Below are 23,351 nucleotides of genomic sequence, written 5' to 3'. Positions count from 1 at the left end.
AGAAGGACGGGGAGCTTCTGATAGGACTGGATTTGCGAAGATCAAATCCCAGTCAGAAAGCTCCCCGTGATCAGCTATCGTGCCACACTCGACGTGCCCCGCGAACTCGCCCAGTACCTGGGCCGCCTGCTCCACACCCAACGCCGCGACCGTGGCACTCGGAAGGGCGCCAGAGCGCTGACCTGCTACGGGCAGGCCGTCATGGGCCTGCGCTGGTTCCGCCAGAACACCGACATCACCGCGCTGGCCCGAGATCACGGCATCTCCCGCGCCACCGGCTACCGCTACCTCGACGAGATCATCACCGTGCTCGCCGAGCAAGCCCCGGACCTGCACGCAGCATTGCGACACGCCAAGAACCAGGGACTGGCCCACGTCGTTCTCGACGGCAAGATCTTCCCCACCGACCGCCTCGCCGAGAAGACCACCAGCGCGAAAGGCGAGCAGATCGACCGGTGGTACTCCGGCAAAGCACACGAGCACGGCGGCAACATCCAGGCCCTGATGGCGCCGAACGGTTTCCCGCTGTGGATCAGCGACGTCGAACCCGGCTCGGTGCACGACCTGACCGCGGCCCGCGAACACGTGCTGGGCGCCCTGTACTGGGCCGCCTCCCGACTCGACCTGCCCACCCTGGCCGACAACGGCTACGACGGGGCGGGCATCGGAGTGTTCACACCGGTCAAGCAGCCCGCAGGCGGGCAGGTACTTGATGTCGACACGCGCACCTACAACGCCCTGCTGCGTGGCCTGCGCTGTCTGGGTGAACGCGGATTCGCGACGCTGACCGGCCGCTGGCGCGCCTTACGGCACTTCACCACCAGCCCTCGCAAGATCGGCGCCATCGTCAAAGCCGCCCTCGTCCTCACTCATTTCGAACATGGACGACTCACCTGAAACTCGCTGAGATCATCTCAGTAGGTGGGACACCATTTTCGGGCCGTCGTCCAGCAACTCGATCACGCGGATGCGCACCGGGTGCCCCAAGGCGAGGAACAGTTCCGACTTCGCGTTGTCCAGTGATGAAGCGGTGTTCACCGTGTGATCCCGGACAGTTCCACGCTTCCGAGGCCGGTCCGGTCGCGAGTACCGAAGCCGAGGCACGCGATCGGATCGGACAGAACTTGGGCTTGGGCGCCATGCGGGCGTATCACGTAGCCGTGGACAGCTTTCCGGTCCTGAGCGCTATCGGCGGTGATCTTGTTGCGCACCGCCGGTTCGAACCCGCCCATCGACCCACCACCTCTCCTCGATCGATCACTCCCATTATCTTCGCAGTTACGAAAGTTTGCAAGTGCAGAATACTGCGAGACTGTACACACCGGACCCCGTCAAGAGCCGCATGTCGACACAGGACGGATCGCCCCTCAGGCCGACGGGATCCCGGGAGCTACCGTGCCGACCGCAGCGATGGGACACGGACCGGCAGGACAGAGCCTCCACAAACCTTGCCGAGAGAGCAGCCGCCGTGACCGAGGTCGACACGACGTACACCGCACCACTCCCCCACGCTTCCGGCCCCAACCGTTGATTCCGGTGACGACTGGAGCGATACCCCTCGCCTACCGAGCACATCGACGGGGCCGACGGTCAGGCCGACCAGGGCAGGACTTTCCGTGCCCGCCAGAACCCAGGCCTCACCCCGGCCGACGGCAGGGTCCTGCCTGGCCGAGCGGGCAAATCGCCTACCCCGCACATCTCAAGACATAAAGACTTGCTAAGGTTAGCAATTGCTTAGAGTTGCGTAGATACAGGTTGTCGTTGTCAGGGTTGAGGAGGAACGTGACGGCATGGCGGTGATCGCATCTCCTGGTCTGGATCGCGGCTCACGGGTGGTTCAGGCAGCCACCGGCAAGACCACGCGACCGGAGTGTGATCCGGGAGGCGGCCACCGGCTTCAGGACTGCGGCCCCCGCCGGTTCGCACGCGGACGCACCAGGAGGTCCGCTACGCGAACCGACGGCATCTCCACCGGGACACGCTCGCCGAAAGAACGCGCAAACGACTTTCGAGGCCCACTGCGCATCGATGGCGCTCGCGCAGGCTGCAAGGGAATCCGATGACGCTGCGAGGAACCAGGCCAAACCCGGCCCAGTGGCTGGGGTACGCGCTCGGCAGACGGTTGCCGCAACGTTGCAACACGTGGGTGCTACACGACATCACCTGCCGCACGTGGGCCGCACGGCATTTCCTGCGCGGATACGTTCAGATGTCACCGATTCTGCTGCTGCTCCTACTGCCCGGACCGCTGTCGATCAGGGCACTTTCGATCTTGCTGGGCTTGCTGGTCGGTTCCTTCTATTCCATGACCTACCTGTGGGAGACGACTGAACAACGGCTCGTCAGACAGGGGTATCCGCGAGGAATGGGCGCTCAGACGCGTCGTGCCGTGCACGCCGATGCGGATGCCCTCGAGGCCGCTGCGTACAGGCGGCGCTACCGGAGCAATGACACCTGACATCACTTCCTTCCGGTACGCGGACTCGCAATCGACCGAGCCTTTCCAACAACCCATGGCAACCCAGGCCACATCACGGTCTCTATCAAACCCCGGTGCGCAACAGTCGAACAGGCCGACGCCTTGGCCGAGCGGACCGTGAATCCTGTTCCAGCGTTCGCGGGTGGTCTGCTCGTGTACTCCGCCGGGGCGGGGCGGGTTGACGGTAGCTCAGCACCGGGCGTGTGCGCGGACCTCGAGTTGGACCTTGGCGCAGAGCGTTTGCCACCGGTGCCATCGGCCGGTGAACTGCACCGCGTCGGGCAGGGCGCGGCGGATGGCCTCGGCGTAGGTGGCCGAGCCGTCCCGGCACACGACCTCGACACCGGGGGCGCGCAGCCAGGACTCCGGAGTGGCTATGTCGCGGCCGAGCAGGACCGCGACACGTCGGGCCGGTCTCGGCATCCATGATGATGGTGGCGTAGCGGCGGCGCAGGGCGACATCGTCCACGCCGATCCACCCGCGGGACCGTCTGCCGAGGCAGCGGCAGACGTCATAGACGGCGCAAAACGGTGCTGCGCGACACGGCACGGCAAGCAGGCTTGCCTAGCGTGCGGCTGCCCAGCCGCGCAACTTCTGTGCCACTAGTACTCCAGCCGCACTTCGTTACCATATTCATGTAGGTTACTGATCTTGTGTCGACTGAAGAGGATCTTGCCGCTTGGACCGCGGGGTTGGACGACCTGTTCGGGCGGGTGGCGGGGCGGTTTCACCGGGTGGAGCCACGACGCCGTGCCCGTGCCTACGTGCGGGGCTTGTTGGCACCGCTGGCGGGCAAGAACGGGTGGACCTTGGCCGAAGCGGCCGGAGATGCCACCCCGGATGGCATGCAGCGTCTGCTCAACGCGGCTGCCTGGGACGCGGACGGAGTCCGTGACGACGTCCGCGCCTATGCGGTCGAGTATCTGGGCGAGCGCGACGGTGTGCTGGTGGTGGACGAGACCGGTTTCCTGAAGAAGGGCACCGGATCAGCCGGGGTCCAGCGGCAGTACTCCGGCACCGCCGGGCGGACCGAGAACTGTCAACTGGGCGTATTTCTTGCTTACACCACAAGCAAAGGCCGCACGCTCATCGACCGCGAGTTGTACCTGCCGAAGTCCTGGACCGCGGACCGCGACCGCTGTCGCGACGCCGCGATACCCGACGAGGTGGAGTTCGCCACCAAGACCGTGCAAGCACAGTGGATGCTCGCCCGCGCTTTGGACGCCGGGGTCCCGGCGGCGTGGGTGACCGCCGACGAGGCCTACGGCAAGGATCACAAGTTCCGTACCTGGCTGGAACAACGGCGTATCGGTTACGTCGTCGCCGTGCCCTGCAACCAGACCATCCCGGCCGTGGCCGGTACGTCGCGCGCCGACGTCCTGGTCGCGCACGCACCGGACGAGGCCTGGAAACGCCTCAGTTGCGGCGAAGGCGCCAAGGGACCGCGACTGTTCGACTGGGCGGTGGCGTCGCTGCCCGTCTACGAGGACACCACCCCGCCGGGGTGGCGGCGGTGGCTGCTGGTCCGCCGCTCGCTCACACCCAACAGCAGGGGCGAGCACGAGTTGGCCTACTACTTGTGTTGCGCCCCAAGCGGAACCACCGATGACGATCTCATCCGTGTGGCCGGTGCCCGGTGGGCGGTCGAGGACTGTTTCCAGACCGCCAAGACCGAGGTCGGGCTCGATCATTACCAGGTCCGTCGGTACGACGCCTGGTACCGGCACATCACCCTGGCGATGCTGGCCCATACCTACCTCGCCGTGACTGCGGCGATCGCCCCAAAAGCCCTGGCAGCGGCCTCATCCCGCTCACACTCGGCGAGATCAAACGTCTCCTGGCACACCTGATCACCACCGCCTACGACCGCAGCCGCGTATGGGCCTGGTCCTACTGGCGCAGACGCCACCAACACCGCGCCAAAATCAGCCACTACCAGCGAAGACAGGACAAATACTACGAAGTGCGGCTGGAGTACTAGGGAAACCTGCCGGACCAACCGCACCGTGCGGCGTTGGTGGCGTTCCAGCAGTCCGGGGATCTCTTCTCGGAAGGTCTGCCGTCGGCAATCCTGGGCCGGGCAGACCGGTCGCCGTACATGCAGGTGGACGACGACCTGGCAGCCGTTCACCGGGACGTCCTTCACCGTTCGGTGGTGATACCAGTGCACCTTCGCCGTCGCAGTTCCGACAACCCGGAAAACACTGTCCCTGCAAGGGAATCAACCTCCATCACAAGATCGTGATCACGAACGGCTACCTGAAGTCACCACCGACTACGGGCCAGAGCCGCTCGCTTTACAGTCCCATCGCAGGGACATCGGGATGTGTGCGGAGAGGTCGAAGTGCTCTGTCGCGTGCCGTCGCAGACGGGCGACAGTGGGTGGACGGCGGTCCCGCCGGATCCCACCGGCCCACCGAAGGCTGCGGGCGAACACCGCGGAGAACCGCTGTTCCACCGAAACCCGATGAGGTCCTGGGCCGGAGACCCGAGTGGGAGGTGCGGCTCGCCGATGGACGTCGATCTGTCCCCGCAAGGGCGAGTCGGTGTGCTGCTCACCGGCACTCGTGGCTCGGACGGGCCAGGAGAGGTACTGATCAGGATTCGCGGCGGCACGGAAACGTACCGGGCGTTCTCGGAATCGCCGATCACCAGAGGCGAGTCCGTGCTCGTCATCGAGTCCCGTGGGCACCGCGCGGTCGACGTCGTTCCCTGGATCGATCCTTTCTACGATTAGGAGAGTCACGATGTTCGGGTATCGGGTACCAGCGCCGGACGAGGCAATGTTGATCTCGGGTGGGAAGAACGGCGGTTCGGATGAGGCGCCGTTCCGGGTGGTGGTCGGTCACGGCGCGTTCGTGATGCCCTTCTTCCGCAAGGTGCGCTTCCTGACCTTGAGCATGGCCGAGGCCGAGGTGTCGGAGGCCTGTGTGACCAAGCAGGCCATCGCGCTGAACGTGCGCGCGGTGATCGCGTTCAAGGTCGGCAACGACATCGAGAGCATCGTCAACGCGGGCCAGCGCTTCCTGTCCGATCAGGCCCAGATGTCCGTTCTCACGGGTCGGATCTTCGCCGGGCACCTGCGGTCGATCGTCGGCTCGATGACGGTCGAAGAGATCGTGACCGAACGCCAGAAACTCGCCACCGAGGTGCTCGACGGGTCGGCGGCGGAAATGGCGAAGATCGGCCTGACGATCGACTCGCTGCAGATCCAGTCGATCGACGACATGAAACTCGGCTACATCGCCGCGATGGCGGCCCCGCACAACGCGGCGATCCAGCGCGCGGCGCAGATCGCGCAGGCCGAGGCGGACCAGGCCTCGGCGGAGGCGCAGCAGGCGTCGCAGCGCAAGCAGGCCGAGTACGCGCGCCAGACGGCCGTGGTGCAGGCGACCTACAAGGCCGAGGTGGACCGCGCCCAGGCCGAGGCCGCGCAGGCCGGTCCGCTCGCCCAGGCCACCGCCCAACGTGACGTGATCAACGCGCGCACCGAACTCGCGCAACGTGAGGCGGAGCTCCGCCAGCAGCAACTCGTCGCCGAGATCGTGAAGCCCGCCGAAGCCGAAGCGGCGAAGGTCAGGGTGATGGCCGCCGCGAACGCGCAGGCGATGGAGATCCAGGCCGCCGCGGCCGCGTCCAACAACCGAGTCGCCCTGGACCGCCTCATCATCGAGCAGCTGCCGCAGATCGTGCGCGAAGCGGCCCTCGGGCTCAGTGGCGCGAAGGTCACGATCCTCAACGGGGCCGACGGTCTCGGCGACGTGGCGGCCGGACTCGTCGGACAGGGCATGGCGATCCTCGAATCGGTCAAAGCCGGAATCGCCTCGACCTCCAAGCCCGCGGAAGCGCCACTCGCGCCCGCGGCTATCACCCCCAACAACCACCACCCGGCCACGGCCTGATTCCCTGGCACCACACGATCATCGGAGCGATCATCCACACCGGACTTCGGGAGCCCCGACTCACGGCGTTCACGGACCGCCTCCCACGTCGCCCGCACCGCAAGGAACCGCGCCCTCTCGGCGACGTCACCAGATTCCACCACCGACCACGTCGGGAGCCGGACAATGTGCCGCCTGTTCGGATTGTCCGCCAGTCCGCGGCGGATCACCGCCACCTTCTGGCTCCTCGACGCCCCCGACAGCCTCGCCAACCAGAGCCGCCGCGAACCGGACGGCGTCGGCCTGGGCGTCTTCGCCCCCGACGGCACCGCGGTGGTCCATCGACGGCCGATCGCCGCGTACCGCGACACGGAGTTCGCCCGCGAGGCGAGAGAGGTCACCAGCGGCACGTTCCTCGCGCACATCCGTTACGCCAGCACCGGCGGTCTCCGCGTCGAGAACACCCACCCGTTCGTGCAGGACGGCAGGCTGTTCGCGCGCAACGGGGTGGTCACCGGGCTGGATCGCCTGCGCGACAAAGTCAGCGAAGTGCTCGGTGAACCGGTGGCGAACCTCGTGCACGGCGACACCGACTCAGAATTGGTGTTCGCACTGATCACCGCATACGCACGCCGCTGGGGCGATCTGGAGCGGTCCATCGTCGCGGCGGTCGACTGGATCGGGGCCAACCTGCCGGTGTACGCGCTCAACCTGATCATCACCACTGCGACCGACCTGTGGGCGCTGCGCTATCCCGACACGCACCCCCTGTACGTGTTGGTCCGCCCGGCCGGTGGCCACCAAGGTCGCCGCCATCTCGAGCACGCCAGCGCGTCAGGCCGAGTACGGGTCCGCTGCGGCGATCTGACGGGCGCACCCGCGACCGTCGTCGCCAGCGAGCCGATGGACGAGGACTCCCACTGGCGCCTGCTCGAACCAGGCGAACTCCTGCACGTCGCGGCCGATCAGCGACTCACCAGTCGGATCGCCGTGCCCGCGGCACCCCGCCACCCGCTGCGTCCCGGGGATCTGGACCAGCAGGCTGCCCGATCCCAACACTCTCGCAGCGGTGCACCGTGAACGGGTCCACACGGGTCCACACGGGTCGACCCGGTTGCCGCGCAGACGCGGGAGCGTCCCGTCGGTTCGCGGACCTGTGAACATCGCGTCCGCACAAGGGATGGTGCGACTGGACCGTCGCGGCTTCCTCGGGAGGATTGCCCTTCTGCGACCGCAACTCGCCACACCAACCGCGCTCGCCACCGCGGCGAGCGAGTGGCCGGCAGCCGCTGGTCACTCGTCGGTTACTCCAAGGGGTCCTCGTGACGGTGTCGGGGCGGGACTGGCCAAGCAGGATCCCGTCTACCCGCCGGCCCGGTGGGATGCTCCGGGTGCGGTCATGCACACAGTGACCGTGACACGGTCGGCGGGCCCTGATCGTGCACCCGGCTCCGACCGACGCGTTGCGCGACGTCACCGACCGACCCGATCAGGCGATCGTCGTGGTGGTGGATGACCACGACGCGCCGATCATCCGGGACAGCGTGTCCGCCGATGTGGCGGCTCGGCCGCACGCTGTCGGCTGACTTGGTCTTCGTCACCCCTGCCGATGCCCGGTGGGCGTTGATCGAGCCGACGTTGACGGCGTGGCGCGCCGTCCGACGCGGCCTGGGAACGGCGGCGCGGGTGCACGACCTGCGGGAGATCGTGAACGCGATCGTGTACGTGTGTCGGACCGGGATCGCGTAGGCGTACCTGCCGCACGATTTCCCGCCGTACAGGACGGTCTACGACCACTACGCCAAGTGGGAGTCCGATGGCACCACCGAGGCGTTGCGCGACCTGCTGCGGGATCGGGGCCGTGTCGCGAGTGGCCGGTCGACCACTCCCACCGCGGCGATCCGCGACTCGCAAAGCGAGGACGATCACGAGTGACCGTGTACGAACGCCGCTGACAGGAGGATGTGCGCACTTGCCGAGGCACAACGCCGTGACTGTCGCACGCTACTTCGACGAAGTCGTCGATCAGCTGACCCTGGCAGGGATCGACGTCACGACGATGGACATCGACATCTCCTTCGCCCAGCCCATGCGCGGGCAGCTCCTGACCGACCCCGGCACCGTGCTGCGGTGGCGGGAAGACCTGGGGTGGAGCACCGGACGGCGCTCCACCGGCCCCAGCGCCCACCCCACCCAGGTCGCGGGCCTGCTGGCCTCCGGGTGAGCCGGTAGCCCGGCACACGACAACCGGGTCGACTCCTCAGGAGACCTCTGCCCTGACGTGACCGCCTCCGCTTCCGCGCCGGTGGTGGACAGCCCTGCGGGTGGGGCAACCGGTCATCCACGACAGGTGCCCCCCGCCATATCCGCCTGCGCTCCCACGGCGCAGGGCTCCGCTCCCGATGCGTTGCCGTGCAACGGGAGCGGAGGGCACAAATACCCGAACATTGGGCGGGTTCGACCGTCCTAAGCGGAGTGTCAGTGGTGCATCCTGAGCAGTTGGCTGTGCACGCGGTCGTGGAGCAGGTCGATCGCCTCGGTGTAGGTACCCGCTTCGGCCTCGGCGTGCACACCGGTACCGTTCACACTGAGCTGGACGTGCGCGACGATCAGGGGCTCCGTCCTGCGGTCCGCGGTCGTCGTCAGCCTGACCTCGGCGGACTCCACGGTCGCCGGAGCGTACTTGGCCAGCGGGCCGATCTTCTGCTGTGCGTAGTCACTCGCCTCTGCGGGAACCTTCGCCGTGCGGGAGACCCGCAGGTTTTCGATGACGGTCTGTCCAGCGTGGTGCATTTCTTCTCCTCATCGACTGTTCGAGTCCCACGGTCGCCGAAACGCCGTGACGCGGCGAGAGTCCAACCGGCCGTCTCGTGCGGGACTTCGGGCCCTGTGCTCGCCTTCAGGTGGGGTGTTCGTGCTCGACGCCGATGGACCAGTCGTTGGCGAGCGCCGCGAGAGCTCCGATCGCGGTGGGCACGGGAGCGACGGCGGCCGCCAGGACACAGGCGATGAGGGGGATCTCGACCACCGGGTAGCCGTCGTGGTCCTTGAGCACGACCGTGCGGACGTCCGGTCTGCCGAGTGCTTCCGGCCTGGTGGCCATCAATTCACCGCCACGTCGTCGATACGGTAGGTGAGCTCGTTGTGAGCGTCCACGATGCCCGGCAGCGCGTGGGGCAGGCGGAGGGCGAGTTCGACCGCGCCGCTCCAGGGCACCACCGCTCCACCGTCGACCGGGACACCGATCGTGTCCGGGTCGACCGACAGTGTTTGGCGGAGGACCTCCCGGCGGATGTTGTCGCGTAGTTTCTCGTCATCGCGCACGTATGCCCTCGATTAGGTCTCGTCCGGCCGGCATCACCGAGGACGCCTCGGGCTCCCACACGGCTTCTCGCCTACTCGGTCGGGGTGGTGGTTCGCGCCACCAGCACCGGGCACGGGGCGTGGTGCAGCAACGCGTGGCTGGTCGATCCGAGCAGCAGCCCGGCGAAGCCTCCGCGACCGCGGGGGCCGACCACGAGCAGGCGGGCGGTGTCGGAGTAGTCGGCGAGGCGCTTGGCCACGTGGCCTTCGGCGACCACGCGTTCCACGTGCACGTCCGGGTACTTCTCCTGCCACCCGGCGAGGCGCTCGGCCAGCAACCGGTGGTGGTCTGAGGTCAGAGCGAGCCGGTCGGCCTCGCCGAGCGCGAGTCCGCTCATCCGCGGGTGCCAGACGTGCACCGCGATCAGGTCGGCGCCGTCGAGCGCGGCACGGTCGAACGCCCACTCGATCGCGGGCTCACCCGCGGCGGTGCCGTCCACCCCGACCACGACCGGACCACGCGGCCACACGGTGCCGCGGACGACCGTGACAGGACAGTGCCCGTACGTGCTGACCGCCAGTGCGGTCGAACCCGCCAGCAGTTCCGCGAAGCCTCCCGCGCCGCGAGAACCGACCACGACCTCGTAGGCCGAGGCCGACTCGCGGATGAGGACGGTCGCCGGATCCCCGGTCTCCAGCGTCAGGTCGAGTTCCACACCGGGCGCGACCTCATGCGCCACGTCGGCCGCTTCGTGCAGACGGTGCCACCCGTCGTGGTGCATCCCGTCGCGCAGCCGCTCCGTGTCCTCCAAGCCGTCGAACGGCAGCAGGAGTTGCGCGTGCACCAGTCGCAGCGTCCGGTGGCGGTGCAGGGCCTCGGCGGCCCCCAGGCCCACTGCGTCGCGTGCGGACGTCGACCCGTCGACACCGACAACGATCGGCGCGGTGTGCTTCGTGGGGACGGTCATCTCCGGCTACCTCTCCTGTACCTGTCGGACGTGCCCGCGGTCGGGGTGTCCGTTCTCCTGGTTCCAGACTTCCGCTCGGGGCACCCCCGTCGGCAGAGCGGTTGGTCCTCGGTGGCCGATGACGTTCGGCTCAGCCGAGCGGGACGCCGTTGCGGTACACCGCGCGGATGTCCAGCCCGTCGTCCAGGACCACGACGTCCGCGCGGTCGCCAGGAAGCAGCAGTCCGAGGTCCTGGCCGGGGAAGAACCGTGCCGGGGTGAGCGTCGCGGCGTTGACCGCCGCCTCCAGCGGCACCCCTGACCCGCAGGCGTGCCGGATCGCCTCGACCAGGGTGCTCGTGGTCCCGACCAGGGTGCCGTCCGGCTTGCGGGCGACGCCGTCGACCACGTCGAACTCGACCGCGCCGAGGCTGAAGTGCCCGTCCTTGCACCCACCCGCGGCCAGCGCGTCGGTGACCAGCACGACCCGGTCCGGACCGGCGCGGAACGCGAGCCGCACGGCCTCGGGCGAGAGGTGGCTGGGGTCGGCGATCAGCCCCAGGGTGACGTCGTCGCGGGTGAGGGCGGCACCGGCGATGCCGGGGTCGCGGTGGGTGAACGGGCGCATGGCGTCGAACAAGTGGGTGACCATGGTCGCGCCGCGGTCGAACGCGGCGTGCGCCTCGGCGGCGGTCGCGTTGCTGTGCCCGCAGGAGACGACGACTCCCGCGCTCAGGCAGTAGTCGACCAGGGCGAGCGCGCCAGGCAGTTCCGGGGCGAGGGTGATCTGGGTGACCGGACCTGCCGCCAACAGCCTGTCCAGGAGGTCGACGTCCGGTGTCCGGAGCAGGTCGACCGGGTGGGTGCCGCGTTTCTCCGGGGATAGAAACGGGCCTTCGAGGTGGGCCCCGAGCACACGGGATCCCACCGTGGTGGAGCGGGCCTTGTCGGCCGTGGCGATCGCGGAGGCGGTCTGGTCGGGTGCACTGGTGATCAACGTGGGCTGGTGGGCGAGCACTCCCGTGAGCGCCATCGCCTCGGCCGCCTCGCGGTGGCCTTCGACGTCCGCGGTCAGGAAGTCCACGCCGGCGAACCCGTTGACCTGGATGTCGATGAACCCCGGCACGGCGATCCCTTGTCCCGGACCGGGAAGGCCGATCCCCAGCACCCGACCGCTGTCGTGGTCCACCTCGACGTCACCCGATCGGTAGGCCCCCTCGACCAACGCACCCGCTACCCCGAGCCTCATGACACACCTTCGGAAGGGACGACGGCGACTTCGGTCAAGGAGTCGATGGCGTCCGGGAACCCGGTGGCTTCGACGAACCGGCGGCACGCTTCGACCTTCGGTCCCATCGATCCCGCGACGAACTCCAGGTCCGCCAGGTCGACGAAGTCTTCGAGCAAGCGCGCCTTGTCGAGATCGAGTTCCTTCAGCAGTGAGCCTGGGTGTCGCATGGCCTGTCCCTCGTTGTAGTCGCGTCTCGGATGCCGCCGTGCTGGACGGGGCAGGTCATGCAGAGGGCTTCACCGCGGCCGAGTTCGTTGCCGGGGCTGCCGATGACATCGATGCCGTGGTCGCGCAGCATCGTTTTGGTGACCATGTTGCGCTCGTAACCCATAACGACGTCGGGAGCGATGGCGAAGAAGTGTTGGTCTCGTCCTACTGCTCGCGTTCGGCGGCACGCGCGTCCTCGGTGGTGCACAGGACCCGGAAACGGTCGACTCCGAGCAGGTCGGCGAAAGTGTCGACCAGCGAGTCGCGCTGCTCGACGTGCGGGCCCGCCGAGTCGTGTTCGACGATCTCCTCCGGGTCGACCGGGGTGATGACCGAATGTCCTCTGCGGCCTGTGCACGCCGCAGAGGACATCGATCGGTGCTCAGCCGCGGCTCAGGACGACCTTGAGCGCGCCGGTCTCCTGCGGCTTGGAGAACACGTCGTAGGCCGCTTCCATCTCGTGGAGGCCGAACCGGTGCGTGAGGAACCTGCCGGCGTCGAGTTGGCCGGTGGAGAGCATGCGCAGCAGGGTCGGCGTGGACCGGGTGTCGACCAGTCCGGTGGTGATCGTGATGTTGCGGATCCACAGGTCTTCCAGGTGCAGCGTCGCGGGCTTGCCGTGCACTCCGATGTTTGCCACCCTGCCGCCGGGGCGCACCAGCCTGGTGCAGAGCTCGAAGCTCTCCGGTACTCCGACCGCTTCCACGACCACATCGGCGCCCAGACCGTCGGTCAGCTCGGCCACGGCCGCTTGCGGGTCGTCACCCACGACCACGACGGTGTCGGCGCCGAACTGCTTCGCCGCCTGCAACCTGGACTGAGCGAGGTCGACCGCAACGATGTGACCGGGACTGAACAGCTGGGCGGTCATGATCGCCGCGAGCCCGATGGGGCCCGCCCCGACGACGACCACCGTGTCCCCCGGGCTGACCTGACCGTTGAGCACGCCAACCTCGTAGGAGGTGGGCAGGATGTCCGCGAGCATCAAGGCCGCCTCGTCGCTGACGCCGGGCGGCAGCAGATGGGTCGACGTGTCGGCGAACGGGACCCGGACGTACTCCGCCTGGGTGCCGTCGATCCGGTGGCCGAGGATCCACCCACCACCGCCGAGGCACTGGCCGAACATGCCGATCCGGCAGTACCGGCACCGACCGCAGGCGCTGATGCAGGAGACCAGCACGCGATCGCCGGGCTCCACGCCGCTGACGGCGGCACCGACCTGCTCGACGGTGCCGACCGCCTCGTGACCAAGGATCCTGCCGGGCTCCACCGCGGGCACGTCGCCTTTGAGGATGTGCAGGTCGGTGCCGCAGATGGTCACCGCGTCGACCCTGACGACGGCATCGGAGACGTCCCGCAACTCCGGTCGCGGGACCTCGTCCCACGAGCGCTTGCCAGGACCGTGGTACACCAAGGCTTTCATGGTTCCTCCCTGTTCTCGGCGGGCTCACCGCCGTGTCGTGTCGAACGGGTTCGTCGTCATTCCGCCGAGACGTGGAGGCGGGGCGGCAGGACGACGACCGGCACGGTCGCCTTCCGCACGCAGGCGGCGCTCACCGAGCCGAGCACGGCCTTGCGCAGCCGCTCACCGCGATGACTCGCGACGACGAGCAGTGCCGCGTCGTGGGAGTTGCGGACCAGCACCTCCGCCGGGCCGCCCTCGGCGTTGACCTGCTCGATCGGCGGGCAGTCCACGCGCTCGGCGACGACCGCGTCCACGGCCTTCGCCAGCTCCAGGGCCACCCACCGCTCGGCCTCGCGCATCGCGGCGGGCGCCCAGTCGGACAGCGGCTCGAAGACCCAGGCCCGGACCGCGCGGACACCACAACCACGTGCCAAGGCCTCGTCGAACGCCCAGCCGAGAGCGCGACCGGCCTCCTCGGATCCGTCCACGCCGACCACGATCGGCTTCGACTCGGTCATCACGCCCACTTCCTCCCGGTCTGCATCTCCTCCCCACGGTGGCGCAGCGGTCAGGTCGACGGGAGGGCACGAGGTCCCGTAGGGCGACGACTTTCGCCACTGAACACAGGTCGTGGACAGGGTCACGCTGAGGTGGACGCCAGACGCGTCTTCAGTCCTGTGGAGGTACATCGTGGAGAACTCCGGCAAGCGCGGGCTCATCGTCGTCGGGATCGACGGATCGCCCGCCAGTTCCGCCGCCTTGCGGTGGGCTCTGGACCAAGCTGTGCTCACCGGTGCCGAGGTCGAGGCGATCACGGCACGCGCACGTGAAGCCGCCTTCGTACCGGCCACGTCGATGGGCGTGTTCCCGTACGCCGAGAAGCACCACGACCACCCGGTGCGGGAGCTGCACGAGATGGTGCGGGAGGCGTGTTCACGACTCGACGACGCCCCCGAGGTGATCGAGGTGGTCGAGGTCGGCGACGCCGCCACCGAACTCGTACGGGCCTCGCACCACGCGAAACTGCTCGTCCTCGGAGCACGGGGGCTCAACAGGGCGGCCGAGGCGCTCCTTGGCAGTGTGGTCGGCGACTGCCTGCGCCGGTCAGCGTGCCCGGTCGTGGTCGTTCCCCATACCTCGACCAAGTGATCTACCGGCCCTGGAGCACAGCCCACAGGTGACCGGACACGCCATCGGAGGAGCGCAGGGGGCACGAACCGAAGTGGACCGTATCCCCGTCAGGCTCGGGGTCCTCACCATGCGAAGAAGAGCTGAGCGACATGGGCACCGGACACCGGATCATCGTCGGCATCGACGGCTCGCCCGCGAGCACGGCGGCGCTGAAGTGGGCGGTTCGGGAAGCCAGGAGGAACAGGAGCCCGGTGCTGGCGGTGTCGGTGTCCCCGTTCCGGGCGAAGCCGTCATTGAGGGGCCTGATGCCGATCACGCTCCCCGCGGGCGACAACCCGTTCCGCGAGCAGCACCTTCGTGACCTGCGGAACGCGTCGAGCAGGTGGGCGAGGTAGTGGACGGTGTCGAGATCGATCAGCTCGTGCCGACCGGACACCTCGGCCACGTCCTGGTCGAACTGTGCGAGGGCTGCGGCACTCTCGTCCTGGGCGGTCACGGCTACCGCAAAGGCGGGATGACGGTCGTCGGGGCGACGATCTCGCACTGCCTGCGCCACGCCGCCCGTCCGGTCACCGTGGTCCCGTTCACCGCGGAGCGCTGCGACAGCCTCACCGACACGGGGGCCGCTCAGCAGTTCAGGTGATGTACGCGTTGGAGAGCGGCGTCACAGGGACACGGGGGCCTGCTCGGGCCGGGGAAACCCGGCAGCGCCACGCATTCCCGGAGTGGACGACCCTGACACCTGAGGACCTTCGTCCGTGTCACCCCCTCACGAAACGCATGAGAGTGGAAACCGTGAAGGCAGGTATCCCAGTACGGCGAGGTGAACGGCGATGAGCGGAGTTGTATCGGCGCTGGGCTTGGCGGAGGACGACGTCCGCGGCGTGCTCGAAGCCGCCTCGGCCGCCCCTTCGATCCACAACAGCCAGCCGTGGCGGTTCGTGCTCCACCCCGACCGCATCGAACTGCGCTTCGACCCGGACAAGCAGTTGCGGGCCACCGATCCAGACGCCCGCGAACTGCGGCTGTCGTGCGGGGCCGCTCTGCTGAACGCCCGGCTGGCGTTGCAGGGATTGGGTTTGCGGCCGCTGGTGACCTTGCTCCCCGGCCGCGCGGCCCAGGGAACTCTCGCCGTGATCCGTCGCGGCGGGTGGTTCACACCGACCGAGGAGACCCGCGAACTGCTCAGGGCGATCACCGCACGTCGGACCAATCGGCACCCGTTCACCGACGCGGAGGTCCCCGTCGGCCACCGTCAGCGGATGGTCCGGGCCGCCGAACTCGAGCGCTCGTGGCTGCACGTGGTGGACGACCCCGCCGAGCAGGTCCGTCTGCGGGAACTGATCCAGCGCGCCCACAAGCAACAACTGGTCGACCCCGACGTCCAGGCCGAGCTGACCGGGTCGACCGGCGATCGGGCCGATCCCGGCCACGGCGTGCCGAAAAGCTCGGCGGGTTTCACACCCGCGCCGCAGGACGAGTGGGCGTTCCGCGACTTCTCCCCCGGCTCACCGTCGGCGCGACCGTCCGGAAAGGACTACGAGCCGAACCCGTTCGTCGTCGTGCTCTGCTCGTTCTACGACGGGCCCTTGGGCGAACTCCAGGCAGGCCAAGCCTTGCAACGGGTCCTGCTGTCCGCGACCGCGCTGGGTTTGTCCGCCTCGTTCATGTCGCAGGCGATCGAGGTCGGCAAGGTCCGGGAGGAACTCCGCCGGGCGCTGGGCGGATCACTGTTCCCCCAGACCGTGCTGCGCCTCGGCTTCGGGTCACCGGTCCCCCGCACTCCGCGTTTGCCGGTGGACGATCTGGTGGTACCGCCTTTCAGCGTGATTCCCGGCTCCTGAAGGGGTGCGGCGGCAGGTCGGCCTCGGTGAAGCGCTTCGTCCGTGGCCGACTTGGCACGCAATAGGGCACAACGACGAATCGAAGTCCCGGACGTCGAACAGGACGGCCCGGCCTCGGACGGGAGACGGTTCCGAGCGGGACCTTCGTCCCTTGGTGGAGGTGTCCGTACACCCTGTCGGCATGACCGCCGTCGCGCGACCGTGGAGGTACAGGGCCAGCGCGAACACTGGAGCCGTTCATGCACACCGCATCAAGTCCGAGTGCCCGGTCCGAGGTCACCGAAAACGCCCCTCGACGGGTGGTCGTGGGCAGCGACGGCTCGCACTGGGGGCAGAACGCCCTCGTCTGGGCAGCCGAACACGCTTGGCGGACCGGCGCGGAACTCGACGTGTGGCTGTGGAACAGGACCGGCGACACGCCGGACGACATCCCGGATAACGGCGGGATGAACCACGTGACCAGCACGTTCCCCCTGTTGAGCGTGAGTATCCACGGGGCGGGCACCGACCCGGTGCACGACCTGAAGGCCGCCGCGCGTGGCGCCGGGTTGCTGGTGATCGGCTACCGCGGCCACTCCGCGAGCTCGTCCGGCCTCGACGGGGCCGTCCTGCCGCTGATCAACGAGATCGTGTGCGACACGGTCGTGGTCCGGGGCAGGCCGGCGTCGGTGCACGGGGCGAACCTGCGGATCACGGCGCTGATCAGCGGCGGCGAGGACGACACCAACGTGCTCTCGCGGGCGGCGGCCATCGCGCTCGAACACCGATCCAGGCTGCGTGTGGTGCACGCTCTGCCCGCTCCCGCCACCAGGGACGCCCTCGCCGCCGACCACCAGTTCGTGCTCGACCACGCGGCACGACGGCTCGAGAAGCTGGACCGGCGACCGTCGCACACGGTCGTCCTGCTGCACGGCCAGCCACATGAAGCCGTGTCCCGCTGCACCGACAGCGACCTGGTCGTGGTCGGAGCCGGAGACCACCTCGCCCGCACCGGGCACTGCGGCTCCGTCACCAGATCCGCACTCCACCACGCTCCGTGCCCCGTCCTGGTCGTCCACGGTCCCAGCAGTTCCCCACAACAGCCGGAGGCTCACCCCCATGTCCCAAGCACCCGTGCGGCCACAGGTCGCCACGACATCTCCGCCCCTGCTGATCGACCAGCTCGCGCCTCGGTATGACTTCGCCCGCGCGAGTCACCAGGTCGTGGACGCGGACCTGGCGACCACCTACCGGGCGGCTCGCGAACTCGACCTCACCCAGGTCGGCGGCGCGCTCGTCAAGTGGGCCTTCCAGGTCCGCGGTATTCCCGAGCGGATGGGATCACGCGGGAACGGTCCACCACGGGTGCCCACCCGGATGACGCTCGACGACCTGAGCGCTTCATCCGACTGGGTCATCCTCGGCGAGCGGCCGAGCGCCGAGGTCGCCTTCGGTGCTGTCGGCCGGTTCTGGAAGCCCGTCATCGAATGGCACGAGATCGAACCACGCGACTTCACCGACTTCACGACACCGGGCTGGGGCAAGATCGCCTGCTCATTGTCCGTGCAGCCATATGGACAGAACCGGACGCTGCTCACCTACGACGTCCGCACGATCCTGAACGACCCGCTCTCCTGGGTGCGCTTCCGCAGGTACTGGCATCTGATCGGCCCGTTCGTCGGCATGATCGAACGGGCGGCACTGCGCACCATCGCCGCGGCCGCTGAACACCCCGGACGGGATTGAGGACTCGCACCTGCGCAGCGGAGGCGCTGATGAACGACTGGCCAAGGCGATTGTCCACACATGGAGCCGAGAACTACGGCTTTGCCTAGCCACCTCTGTCTTCCCGTGGCGGTTCTGGCCCCTGCTTCGCTGGAAGGTCGTTGCGAAGTTCTCTTCTGCCACTGTCGCACCGACGTGCGACAGTGGCAGATCTTCGACTCTCCGTTCCGCTCAGGGACGGACCAACGTAGGGAGAAAAGGTGCGGTGCCACGCGATCGCCCGGCGCCCATCACCGATCACAGGCGGCTCGGCTCGTGGCACGTGCCGGCGAGCGTGGTGGACGTCATGACCGGTCGTGCCGGTTTACGACGAGACGACCGCCTGGTCGCATCGCACCGAGAACCTCGCTGCTCGACCTCTGCGCTCCTGGAACGTCCTTCACCTCGATCGGGCATGACCTACCGGACCTGGAGCACCGCCCACAGGTGACCGGACACGCCGTCGGGCAGGCGGAGTGGTCGGTGGACCGGAATGGTCGCCATCCCCAGAGCCCGTGCCCTGAGCCGTGCCGCCTGCGTCGCGGCCCCTGCCAGCAAGACGTCCTGCCTGCTCTCCAGGGTCGTGAGCACGAGCAACGCCCCAGAACCGCTCGGCAATCCCAGAGCTCCCAACGACGCGTCATCCTTCACGGGAAGCAGTCGAACGCCCGCCCAATGGTTCGACACGGCCAGCGCGGGCAGGTCGATCCGACCATGCGCGGCAGGCATCTCGATCGCCTCGTAGTCGCCCACCTCGACCGCTGTCGGGGCCTGCCGGTCATCAGCGGTCAGCACCGCGAGCAGGTCGGGTCGGGCCACGTCGTGGGGGAACTCCACCTCGACGTGCCATCCGAAGGCCCGCAAGGCCGTGTGCACGTTGTGCAGCACCGCCCCGCAGGACAGCAGGCGGTCGAAGCCGAGGCGGTCGTGCAGCGAGTGGTGCGGCAGTTCGTACAGCGACACCACGTTGCCGTGCGGCTCGAGGACCCAGGGATGCCCCGTCCCGCACACCGGGGCACGACGGGCCGCCCTGACCACCAGTTCGACCTCGGTGGCTCCCCACTCCGGCACCGCAATCCTGGTCCTGCGCACGTGCACCACCTCCCCCACCACAGTGCCCAGCGCCGACCACGCCGGACAGGGCTCGAGGTCCCCACCACACGAGGGCCTTCGTCCTGCCCGTACCGCCGTTTCGCGAAAGAAGGCAACGGCTGCGTCGGTTCCGAGTTCGTCCGACCGCCCTTGCCGAAAGGGCGCAGTCGACCGAGGACGATCGGCGTGAGAACAGGGACCTTCGGCAGCGTCGTCGGCGACACGGGCGGCCCACTGTGGGGTAACCGCGAGATCGACCGATCTCCATCGAAGTCGTTCGGAGCTCCACCATGAGTGGTTATGTCATCGCCATCGTCGTCGCCGTGGCCCTATTGCTGCTGGGTCTGTCGGTGAAGGTCGTCAAGCAGTACGAGCAGGGCGTGCTGTTCCGGCTGGGCCGGGTGCGCGAGGTGCGGATGCCGGGCCTGCGCCTGATCATCCCGTTGGTCGACGTCCTGCACCGGGTGACGCTGCGGATCATCACCCTGCCGATCCAGTCGCAGGGCATCATCACCAAGGACAACGTCAGCGTCGACGTCTCGGCGGTCGCCTACTTCAAGGTGGTCGACGCGGTGAAGTCGGTCGTGGCGATCGAGAACGTCTACGCCGCCATCGACCAGATCGCCCAGACCACGCTGCGCAAGGTCGTCGGCCAGCACACCCTGGACCAGACCCTGTCCGAGACCGACCAGATCAACATCGACATCCGCAAGATCCTCGACATCACCACCGTCGAGTGGGGCGTCGAGGTGACCCTGGTGGAGTTGAAGGACATCCAGCTGCCGGAGACCATGAAGCGGGCGATGGCCAAGCAGGCCGAGGCCGAGCGGGAGAAGCGGGCGAAGATCATCAATGCCGAGGGCGAGTCGCTGGCCGCGGCGGCGCTGGGTGACGCGTCGGACACGATGATGGCCCACCCGTTGGCACTGCAACTGCGCAACCTGCAGACGCTGGCGGAACTCGGCGTGGACAAGAACACCACGGTCGTGTTCCCCGCGCCGCTGATGAGCACGATCGGCGAACTCGGCAACTTCCTGGCCCGTGAGGCGTCCGCTGTCTCCGCGATTCCCGCCCAGCCGGTGGTGCGGAAGGAGCCCGTGAACGGTGGGCCTGTCGCCTTGCCGCGATAGCCCTGGGTCGCCGCAAGACCGGGATGGGGCCCGGCGGTCTCCGATGCCGACCACGAGAGTGGTGAACGCGGCACCGGAGGCCTGGACCGAATGGCCCTGAAGGCATCAGAGCCTCCACAATGGACGACTTACCTTGCGAGATCCCATGTACGAACTTTCCTTGCCGGCGGACGTTCGACGATCGTCCTGCAGTCGTGCCATGCCCTTCGAGTCGAGCCTGGGATGACCGCGTCCGACGGGACGCAGACGGACGGCCCCGGCGCGCACGAGGGTGAAGCGCACCACGGTGGGCTGTCGAGCAGGATGAACTGGTTGCGCGCCGGTGTGATGGGCGCGAACGACGGGATCGTGTCGACCGCGGGTCTGGTGGTGGGCGTGGCCGGTGCCACCGCGGCCGGTGGACCGATCCTCACCGCGGGCATCGCGGGGGTCGTCGCGGGTGCCGTGTCGATGGCGCTGGGCGAGTACGTGTCGGTGAGCAGCCAACGCGACACCGAACGGGCCCTGTTGGCAAAGGAACGCGCCGAACTCGACCTGTACCCCGACGAGGAGCTGGACGAACTGGCCGCGCTGTACGTGGCGAAGGGCCTCAAGCACGCGACGGCCCGGCAGGTGGCCCAAGAGTTGACCGAGCACGACGCGTTCGCCGCGCACGCCGACGCCGAACTGGGCATCGACCCCCAAGCGCTCACCAACCCCCTGCACGCCGCAGGTGCCTCGGCGGTCGCGTTCACCATCGGATCCCTGCTCCCCCTGATCGCGATCCTGGTACCACCACCGGGCGCACGGGTCGCCGTCACGTTCGTCGTGGTGCTGCTCGCGCTGGCCGTGACCGGCGCGGTGAGCGCCCACCTCGGCACCGCGGGCAAACCAGCCGCGGTCACCCGCCTGGTCCTCGGCGGGGCACTCGCCATGCTCGTGACCTTCGGCATCGGCCACCTCGTCGGGGCCACCGTCCTCTGAACGGCGGTCCGACCCTCGTCAAGGAGTCCCGTGAACACCGTCAACGGCCTGCCCACCCACATCCTGCTGGTGCACGCGATCATCGTGCTGCTGCCCCTCTCGGCGCTGCTGCTCATGCTCTCGGCGCTGTGGCCGGTACTGCGGCGGCGCCTGGCGGGTCCGAATGCGATCCTGTCGCTCGTGGTCCTCGCGCTGGTTCCCGTCACGACCGACGCCGGGGAGTGGCTGGAGCACCGCGTCCAATTCTCCGCGCTGATCCGCACCCACACCGAACTCGGCGACACCGCGCTCTTCGTCGCCATCCCGGTGGCCCTGCTCGCGCTGGTGATCTGGTGGCGCGGTCGCGAATCCTCGACCATCCGAACGGAAGACACGCAAACCGGCGCGCCCGCGACACAACGCACGTTCCTCGCGCCCTCGTCGGCGGCGGTGGGCGCGGTGATCGCGGTGCTGTCGATCCTCGCCGCCGGCGCGGCGGTCTACGACATCTACCTGACCGGCGACTCCGGCGCCCAGGCCACCTGGCAAGGCGGGTTCAGCCAAACCCCGGTCCAGGGCGACCGGTAGAGAACAGGTGTTGCGGTCCGTCCACCGCTCGTGGCCCTGAGCGCGCCAAGCAGCAGACCACTGCTGCACGTGGTCACGCTGGTCGGAAGTGGCACACCACCGTCGGTCGGCCAGAGCACAACGACTCCTGTGCGGTGCGCCGGGAGACGCTCGACCGCGGGACCTCCGACAGCAGTCCCGGACCGGTGCCGTCCCTAGCCTCGGTGGTGGAGCACACCACGAGCACCGGGCACCTCCGGTGACGGTGGTCGACGGAGGAGAATTCCCGATGGACAACCTGGTCGCACCCCCTGTCGTCGTCGGCGTAGACGGTTCCGCCACCGCGCTGGACGCGGTCGTCTGGGCCGCGGACGACTGCGCACGCCACCACGTCCCCCTGCTCCTGGTGCACTGCTACTCCCTACCGACCCGCGGCTACCCGGACATGCTCGTCAACGCACAAGAGCTCCTCACGACGCTCCAGGACCTCGGGAAGCAGTGGCTCGACGAGGCCGCGGTCGCCGCGGTCGCCGCCGCGCCGGGCATCGCCGTACAGACGCGATCGGTGATGACAGCGGACATCCCCCAGCTCATCGACGAGTCCGCGCACGCCCGCATGGTGGTCGTCGGCTCGCGGGGTCTCGGGGGTTTCACCGGCATCCTGCTGGGCTCCACCGCCGCCGCGCTGGCGGCGCACGCGCACAGCCCCACCGTGGTCGTGCGCGGCACCACCACCGCCGACGGTCCCGTCGTGGTCGGCGTGGACGGCTCGCCCACCAGCGAGGCGGCGATCGGGTTCGCGTTCGAGGCCGCGTCGGTACGGGAAGCGCCGTTGACCGCGGTGCTGTCGTGGACCGACTCGCTGCTCGAAGGCAGGGTGCAGTCCACCCTGTTCGCCACGGCCGAGGGCGAGATCGTGCAGGAACAGGAACGGGTGCTCGCCGAACGGCTGGCCGGGTGGCAGGAGAAGTACCCGGACGTCCCGGTCGAGCGCCTCGTCGTGCGCGACCGCCCGGCCGCCGCGCTGCTGCGGATCGCCGAGCACGCACGGCTGCTGGTGGTGGGCAGTCGCGGCCACGGCGGGTTCACCGGCATGCTCCTCGGTTCCACCAGCCAGGCACTGGTCAACCACGCCCCGTGTCCCGTGGCCATCGTCAGGCCGGTGTGACACGTCGGCGAGTCCCCATGAGTGCCGCGCCACGCCGATCGCCGTCCAGACGTCCGTCCTGACTACCCTCGCGTGACGGGTCTGGCGGAGAGCCGGAGAAACGGACTTGGGGCGTTCGCCCGACGCGTGGACGGACGGCTTGCGGAACGTCCGGTCGCCGTCGGCGTGGGGCGGATACGGATGCTTCTCGTGCGAGCGGGCCTGTGCTGGTCGCCGATCT

At 68.5% G+C, this 23,351-nt stretch carries 32 protein-coding genes and 2 pseudogenes; 19 read left to right on the top strand and 15 right to left on the bottom strand.

Features of this window, described 5'->3' with window-relative positions; genetic code table 11:
• Positions 1 to 66 precede the first annotated feature (66 nt).
• Positions 67 to 897: a transposase family protein gene (locus RM788_RS42965; protein ID WP_315925999.1), complete on the top strand. Its 831-nt coding sequence runs from the start codon at positions 67 to 69 to the stop codon at positions 895 to 897.
• A gap of 12 nt (positions 898 to 909) precedes the next feature.
• Here the strand turns inward: RM788_RS42965 and RM788_RS42960 are convergent, their stop codons facing one another.
• Complete coding sequence (locus RM788_RS42960; RefSeq protein WP_315926141.1) at positions 910 to 1,038, bottom strand: hypothetical protein; 129 nt, start codon at positions 1,036 to 1,038, stop codon at positions 910 to 912.
• Positions 1,035 to 1,232: a hypothetical protein gene (locus tag RM788_RS42955; RefSeq protein WP_315926139.1), complete on the bottom strand. Its 198-nt coding sequence runs from the start codon at positions 1,230 to 1,232 to the stop codon at positions 1,035 to 1,037. The genes RM788_RS42960 and RM788_RS42955 overlap by 4 nt, the downstream gene beginning before the upstream one ends.
• Positions 1,233 to 2,059: 827 nt before the next feature.
• On the opposite strand from RM788_RS42955, the gene RM788_RS42950 reads away from it, so the two are divergent.
• Positions 2,060 to 2,458 carry a DUF5313 family protein gene (locus tag RM788_RS42950; protein ID WP_315926137.1) on the top strand — a complete coding sequence of 133 codons (399 nt, stop codon included), beginning with the start codon at positions 2,060 to 2,062 and terminating at the stop codon, positions 2,456 to 2,458.
• Between the two features lie 102 nt (positions 2,459 to 2,560).
• Here the strand turns inward: RM788_RS42950 and RM788_RS42945 are convergent.
• Positions 2,561 to 3,081, bottom strand: a pseudogene (locus RM788_RS42945) (transposase); the annotation flags it as partial.
• A 52-nt stretch (positions 3,082 to 3,133) separates the two neighbouring features.
• On the opposite strand from RM788_RS42945, the gene RM788_RS42940 reads away from it, so the two are divergent.
• Complete coding sequence (locus RM788_RS42940) at positions 3,134 to 4,330, top strand: IS701 family transposase (RefSeq protein WP_399341312.1); 1,197 nt, start codon at positions 3,134 to 3,136, stop codon at positions 4,328 to 4,330.
• Positions 4,331 to 4,449: 119 nt separating this feature from the next.
• Here the strand turns inward: RM788_RS42940 and RM788_RS42935 are convergent.
• Positions 4,450 to 4,674: pseudogene (locus RM788_RS42935) on the bottom strand (ISL3 family transposase); the annotation flags it as partial.
• 318 nt (positions 4,675 to 4,992) lie between these two features.
• On the opposite strand from RM788_RS42935, the gene RM788_RS42930 reads away from it, so the two are divergent.
• The 6 genes from RM788_RS42930 (at position 4,993) to RM788_RS42905 (ending at position 8,585) form a co-directional block, all read left to right on the top strand.
• The gene (locus RM788_RS42930; RefSeq protein ID WP_315926135.1) at positions 4,993 to 5,217 is read left to right on the top strand and encodes an NfeD C-terminal domain-containing protein; all 225 of its coding nucleotides are present in this window, start codon (positions 4,993 to 4,995) and stop codon (positions 5,215 to 5,217) included.
• Positions 5,165 to 6,382 carry an SPFH domain-containing protein gene (locus RM788_RS42925; RefSeq protein WP_315926133.1) on the top strand — a complete coding sequence of 406 codons (1,218 nt, stop codon included), beginning with the start codon at positions 5,165 to 5,167 and terminating at the stop codon, positions 6,380 to 6,382. Before RM788_RS42930 ends, RM788_RS42925 begins: the two co-directional genes overlap by 53 nt.
• A gap of 165 nt (positions 6,383 to 6,547) precedes the next feature.
• On the top strand, positions 6,548 to 7,441 hold the full coding sequence (locus RM788_RS42920) for a class II glutamine amidotransferase (RefSeq protein ID WP_315926131.1): 894 nt from the start codon (positions 6,548 to 6,550) through the stop codon (positions 7,439 to 7,441).
• Between the two features lie 383 nt (positions 7,442 to 7,824).
• Entirely contained in the window at positions 7,825 to 7,947 is a 123-nt protein-coding gene (locus tag RM788_RS42915; RefSeq protein WP_315926129.1) for a hypothetical protein, read from the top strand.
• Entirely contained in the window at positions 7,916 to 8,110 is a 195-nt protein-coding gene (locus RM788_RS42910; protein WP_399341851.1) for a transposase, read from the top strand. Before RM788_RS42915 ends, RM788_RS42910 begins: the two co-directional genes overlap by 32 nt.
• 241 nt (positions 8,111 to 8,351) lie before the next feature.
• Positions 8,352 to 8,585, top strand: coding sequence for a hypothetical protein (locus tag RM788_RS42905; RefSeq protein ID WP_315926127.1), 234 nt, complete (start codon positions 8,352 to 8,354; stop codon positions 8,583 to 8,585).
• A gap of 254 nt (positions 8,586 to 8,839) precedes the next feature.
• Here the strand turns inward: RM788_RS42905 and RM788_RS42900 are convergent, their stop codons facing one another.
• From RM788_RS42900 to RM788_RS42860, 10 genes are all read right to left on the bottom strand, one after another.
• Positions 8,840 to 9,154 (bottom strand): HPF/RaiA family ribosome-associated protein, encoded by a 315-nt coding sequence (locus RM788_RS42900; protein ID WP_315926125.1) that lies wholly within the window; start codon positions 9,152 to 9,154, stop codon positions 8,840 to 8,842.
• 106 nt (positions 9,155 to 9,260) lie between these two features.
• Positions 9,261 to 9,464 carry a DUF4342 domain-containing protein gene (locus RM788_RS42895; protein WP_315926123.1) on the bottom strand — a complete coding sequence of 68 codons (204 nt, stop codon included), beginning with the start codon at positions 9,462 to 9,464 and terminating at the stop codon, positions 9,261 to 9,263.
• A complete protein-coding gene (locus RM788_RS42890; RefSeq protein WP_315926121.1) occupies positions 9,464 to 9,685 on the bottom strand; it encodes a hypothetical protein in 222 nt (73 codons plus the stop codon). The genes RM788_RS42895 and RM788_RS42890 overlap by 1 nt, the downstream gene beginning before the upstream one ends.
• Positions 9,686 to 9,756: 71 nt before the next feature.
• Positions 9,757 to 10,632, bottom strand: a complete 876-nt coding sequence (locus RM788_RS42885; protein WP_315926119.1) for a universal stress protein — start codon at positions 10,630 to 10,632, stop codon at positions 9,757 to 9,759.
• Between the two features lie 130 nt (positions 10,633 to 10,762).
• Complete coding sequence (gene nagA / locus RM788_RS42880) at positions 10,763 to 11,860, bottom strand: N-acetylglucosamine-6-phosphate deacetylase (protein ID WP_315926117.1); 1,098 nt, start codon at positions 11,858 to 11,860, stop codon at positions 10,763 to 10,765.
• Positions 11,857 to 12,069, bottom strand: coding sequence for a hypothetical protein (locus RM788_RS42875; protein WP_315926115.1), 213 nt, complete (start codon positions 12,067 to 12,069; stop codon positions 11,857 to 11,859). The genes nagA and RM788_RS42875 overlap by 4 nt, the downstream gene beginning before the upstream one ends.
• Positions 12,045 to 12,317 (bottom strand): arginine deiminase family protein, encoded by a 273-nt coding sequence (locus RM788_RS53170; protein ID WP_399341846.1) that lies wholly within the window; start codon positions 12,315 to 12,317, stop codon positions 12,045 to 12,047. Before RM788_RS53170 ends, RM788_RS42875 begins: the two co-directional genes overlap by 25 nt.
• Positions 12,275 to 12,481, bottom strand: a complete 207-nt coding sequence (locus RM788_RS42870; RefSeq protein ID WP_315926113.1) for a hypothetical protein — start codon at positions 12,479 to 12,481, stop codon at positions 12,275 to 12,277. Before RM788_RS42870 ends, RM788_RS53170 begins: the two co-directional genes overlap by 43 nt.
• Positions 12,482 to 12,491: 10 nt before the next feature.
• Positions 12,492 to 13,532, bottom strand: coding sequence for a zinc-dependent alcohol dehydrogenase family protein (locus RM788_RS42865; RefSeq protein WP_315926111.1), 1,041 nt, complete (start codon positions 13,530 to 13,532; stop codon positions 12,492 to 12,494).
• A 56-nt stretch (positions 13,533 to 13,588) separates the two neighbouring features.
• A complete protein-coding gene (locus RM788_RS42860) occupies positions 13,589 to 14,032 on the bottom strand; it encodes a universal stress protein (protein WP_315926109.1) in 444 nt (147 codons plus the stop codon).
• A 172-nt stretch (positions 14,033 to 14,204) separates the two neighbouring features.
• On the opposite strand from RM788_RS42860, the gene RM788_RS42855 reads away from it, so the two are divergent.
• The 6 genes from RM788_RS42855 to RM788_RS42830 all read left to right on the top strand — a co-directional run bounded on the left by RM788_RS42855 (position 14,205) and on the right by RM788_RS42830 (position 18,214).
• The gene (locus RM788_RS42855) at positions 14,205 to 14,663 is read left to right on the top strand and encodes a universal stress protein (protein ID WP_315926107.1); all 459 of its coding nucleotides are present in this window, start codon (positions 14,205 to 14,207) and stop codon (positions 14,661 to 14,663) included.
• A gap of 131 nt (positions 14,664 to 14,794) precedes the next feature.
• The gene (locus tag RM788_RS42850; protein WP_315926105.1) at positions 14,795 to 15,040 is read left to right on the top strand and encodes a universal stress protein; all 246 of its coding nucleotides are present in this window, start codon (positions 14,795 to 14,797) and stop codon (positions 15,038 to 15,040) included.
• Positions 15,040 to 15,288: a putative universal stress family protein gene (locus RM788_RS42845; protein WP_315926103.1), complete on the top strand. Its 249-nt coding sequence runs from the start codon at positions 15,040 to 15,042 to the stop codon at positions 15,286 to 15,288. Before RM788_RS42850 ends, RM788_RS42845 begins: the two co-directional genes overlap by 1 nt.
• Before the next feature lie 190 nt (positions 15,289 to 15,478).
• Positions 15,479 to 16,489 (top strand): Acg family FMN-binding oxidoreductase, encoded by a 1,011-nt coding sequence (locus RM788_RS42840; protein WP_315926101.1) that lies wholly within the window; start codon positions 15,479 to 15,481, stop codon positions 16,487 to 16,489.
• 239 nt (positions 16,490 to 16,728) lie between these two features.
• Entirely contained in the window at positions 16,729 to 17,667 is a 939-nt protein-coding gene (locus RM788_RS42835) for a universal stress protein (RefSeq protein ID WP_315926099.1), read from the top strand.
• Positions 17,668 to 17,692: 25 nt separating this feature from the next.
• A complete protein-coding gene (locus tag RM788_RS42830) occupies positions 17,693 to 18,214 on the top strand; it encodes a hypothetical protein (protein WP_315926097.1) in 522 nt (173 codons plus the stop codon).
• A 438-nt stretch (positions 18,215 to 18,652) separates the two neighbouring features.
• Here RM788_RS42830 and RM788_RS42825 read toward each other — a convergent pair whose 3' ends face one another.
• On the bottom strand, positions 18,653 to 19,324 hold the full coding sequence (locus RM788_RS42825; RefSeq protein ID WP_315926095.1) for a hypothetical protein: 672 nt from the start codon (positions 19,322 to 19,324) through the stop codon (positions 18,653 to 18,655).
• Positions 19,325 to 19,614: 290 nt separating this feature from the next.
• Here RM788_RS42825 and RM788_RS42820 point away from each other — a divergent pair, with 290 nt between their 5' ends.
• The 4 genes from RM788_RS42820 (at position 19,615) to RM788_RS42805 (ending at position 23,131) form a co-directional block, all read left to right on the top strand.
• Positions 19,615 to 20,454: a slipin family protein gene (locus RM788_RS42820; RefSeq protein ID WP_315926093.1), complete on the top strand. Its 840-nt coding sequence runs from the start codon at positions 19,615 to 19,617 to the stop codon at positions 20,452 to 20,454.
• 222 nt (positions 20,455 to 20,676) lie between these two features.
• A complete protein-coding gene (locus tag RM788_RS42815; protein ID WP_399341837.1) occupies positions 20,677 to 21,417 on the top strand; it encodes a VIT1/CCC1 transporter family protein in 741 nt (246 codons plus the stop codon).
• Between the two features lie 30 nt (positions 21,418 to 21,447).
• A complete protein-coding gene (locus RM788_RS42810; RefSeq protein WP_315926091.1) occupies positions 21,448 to 21,984 on the top strand; it encodes a DUF2231 domain-containing protein in 537 nt (178 codons plus the stop codon).
• Between the two features lie 268 nt (positions 21,985 to 22,252).
• Positions 22,253 to 23,131: a universal stress protein gene (locus tag RM788_RS42805; RefSeq protein ID WP_315926089.1), complete on the top strand. Its 879-nt coding sequence runs from the start codon at positions 22,253 to 22,255 to the stop codon at positions 23,129 to 23,131.
• The last annotated feature ends 220 nt before the right edge of the window (positions 23,132 to 23,351 follow it).

It is taken from the genome of Umezawaea sp. Da 62-37, from assembly GCF_032460545.1.
In the GTDB taxonomy this organism is placed as follows: Bacteria; Actinomycetota; Actinomycetes; order Mycobacteriales; family Pseudonocardiaceae; genus Umezawaea.
The sequence above is the reverse complement of the archived record's forward strand: the minus strand, read 5'-3'. Positions and strand labels throughout refer to the sequence as shown.